Annotated in this window: 3 protein-coding genes; 1 reads left to right on the forward strand and 2 read right to left on the reverse strand. The window is 34.5% G+C overall.

Annotation, left to right across the window (positions count from 1 at the left end; all coding sequences use genetic code 11):
- Positions 1-62 precede the first annotated feature (62 nt).
- Together A3SG_RS0118040 and A3SG_RS0118045 are read right to left on the reverse strand one after the other, a co-directional pair.
- Positions 63-1,181 carry a hypothetical protein gene (locus tag A3SG_RS0118040; RefSeq protein ID WP_016991393.1) on the reverse strand — a complete coding sequence of 373 codons (1,119 nt, stop codon included), beginning with the start codon at positions 1,179-1,181 and terminating at the stop codon, positions 63-65.
- Between the two features lie 9 nt (positions 1,182-1,190).
- Positions 1,191-2,117, reverse strand: a complete 927-nt coding sequence (locus tag A3SG_RS0118045; RefSeq protein ID WP_016991394.1) for a transporter — start codon at positions 2,115-2,117, stop codon at positions 1,191-1,193.
- 172 nt (positions 2,118-2,289) lie between these two features.
- Here A3SG_RS0118045 and A3SG_RS0118050 point away from each other — a divergent pair, with 172 nt between their 5' ends.
- Entirely contained in the window at positions 2,290-2,574 is a 285-nt protein-coding gene (locus A3SG_RS0118050) for a DUF4834 family protein (protein ID WP_016991395.1), read from the forward strand.
- Positions 2,575-2,731 lie beyond the last annotated feature (157 nt).

A 2,731-nucleotide genomic window follows, 5' to 3' on the forward strand; every position in this document is an offset into this window, starting at 1 on the left:
TTTTTTTATACCTGCAAGCTTTAGTAAATGGTGTTGATAAGAGTTCAAAACGGAGCACGTTCTTAAAGCTCTATCCTAAACGTTTTTCTTCGGCAATTAATTTCTGTATTGAAATGTTTCCATAGATTATGAATTGCCGTGTTGTCCGCAAGTTCAGGTGTGCGGAAGCAGTTTTCTACGCCTCGTTCTTTGAAGGTATGGTAGTATTCGTTGAAAATGATGGCTGTGACCGCCTTATTTTGATAATCAGGATGTACACCAATTAAATAAAAAACGACATCTTTACTCTGTTTTTTAGCTTTGAGTAAATGTATAAAACCAAAAGGGAATAATTTTCCTTTTGTTTTTTGCAAGGCTTTAGAAAACGAAGGCATGACAATACTGAACGCAACAATATTACGGTTTTTGTCTTCTACAAATTTGATGTATTCCGGATTAATTAAGCTGATGTATTTTTTCTTGAAATATTCTTTCTGTATAGGAGTTATGGCTACAAAAGAAGATAGTGAAGCATAAGATTCATTGAATAAATCAAACATTTTATCAACATACGGCATGACCTCTTTGGTCGTCTTAAAATTCAGTGGAGTGAGTTGGTATCTTCTTTTTACCAAATCATTCGCCTTCTCGAAAAACTCCGGTTTTACATTCGAAAAAGGAAATTTACTTTCGACGTATTCTTTTTCCATTTTATAGCCTAGTTGTTCAAAATGGGTAGCGTAGTAGGGGTAGTTGTACCAGGTGATCATCGTTCCTAACTGATCAAAGCCTTCTGTAAGGACTCCTACTTTATCCAAATTAGAAAATCCCATTGGACCTTCCACAAACTCGAGATCATTTTTTTTTCCTAGTTCATATACCTTTTCTAAAAGCGCCTTTGTAACTTCAATATCATCAATTACATCAAACCAGCCAAAACGGACTTTCTTTTTTTGTTGATCATTTACCTCGCTCCAATTGACAATCGCCGAAACGCGTCCAACAATCTCATTATTTCTATAGGCAAGATAAAAATAAGCTTCTGCATTCTCGAAAGCAGGATTTTTAGTTTTGTCAAAAGATTCCAACTCATCTGCAATAATTGGTGGGACCCAGAATTCGTTGTCTTTATATAAGGAGAAAGGGAATTTGATATAATCGGTTAATTCGCTTTTTGTAATCGCTTCTTTTATTGTAATCATTGTAGGTTTTTATTGTGTAGATTCAATTTCGTCTTTACGTTTTTTGCTCTTCTTCTCCGCTTTTTTCTCCGCCTTTGATTTGGAATTGTCACCGCTATCAATGCTCATTCGTACTTCTTTATAGTTAGCGTCATAGCGCCAAGAAAACCCAACACCACCGTAAAGCACTGTCGGTGTGTCTTTGAAATTGGTGCTTATAGAGGCATCAATTTGCATATCTTTGTTTAGTAGGTAAGCAGCGCCTCCCCTAAGGATAGCGTCGCTATAAAAATCACTTTTAAACCCTTGATTTTCAACAAAACCGGACCATTTATCATTAAACCCTTTTGTCAATGTTACCACATATCCATAAGTTGGATAATCAGTAGCAATATAATCTGCTATGACGTTCGTCACGAATACCCATGTTCCATCACCAAGATGATTTTGAGTGATCAGCATAGCTTTTGGAGAAATACTGGCATCAGGAGAAAAATAATAAGGATTATTTTTCATGGTAAAGTTTGCTCCAGCAAAAACGGATACTGCTGGAATTAATTGATGCCAATTGAAAGAATGATTGGCCTTCCAACTGTAAATATTTACGTTCTTCTCATAATTTTTAAATGGATCGTAGATGAGGTATTTTGCACCTAAAACAGTTTGTTTTAGCGCGGATTTGTTAGTACTACTAAATGGCGTGATGAAGTTTTCATTTTGGTATTGCAGATCGGCTATTAATTCCAGCCGCTCCAATAATGCACCGTATCGAAAAGTCAAATCTAATCCGAATCCGGTAGCGTCATACTCCAATAGACGGTGGTTTTCTTTGATGCCGTAAACACCTGTTTCTACCTGAATGACAGACTTTCCAACTGCGAATGCCGACATTGTTTCACCAGGTCTGTTTGAATTAATCTGATCAGTATGTTGCCCATAATGACTTATTGGAAACATAAAAATAACAGTAGCAAGTACTATTTTAAGTTTTGTACATATTGTTTAGGAGTTTAAAACTAATAAAGCTGCTCAAATGTACTCTATTTTATCATTTATTTATGAATGATATTTTAATTTTGTCCTGAAATTTCGGGATGGTTTTATTAATTTTGCTAAAAAATATTTAATTATGCAAACTGCATCCTTTACGGGTTTTATAAGAATACTGTTTTACATTCTGGCTTTCTATTATATTTTTAAGTTTTTGGCAAAATTACTTTTGCCCTTATTAGTTAAAAAAGTCGTAGAGAAGGCGGGAGAAAAATACCAGCAAAAGCAACAAGAAGAGTCACAAGACACTTCATGGAAAAAAGGGCAGTCCGGTGATGATGTAATATACAATAGCTCAAATTCTAAAAAACCACGAGAAACCAAAAAAGTAGGAGAGTATGTCGATTACGAAGAAATAGATTAGATTTGACTTACTTAACATTCTCCCATTTAAAAAAAATAAAACGACTGTAAATTTAGAAAATAAATAAATAAATTTTAATTCCGCACGCTTTAGTTATTCTTGGTTTTGTTCCTTCGTTTCTTTTAATTCTATTTTTATTCCCGTTTTACAAGGGAAG

It is taken from the genome of Flavobacterium sp. ACAM 123 (genome assembly GCF_000264055.1).
GTDB lineage: Bacteria > Bacteroidota > Bacteroidia > Flavobacteriales > Flavobacteriaceae > Flavobacterium.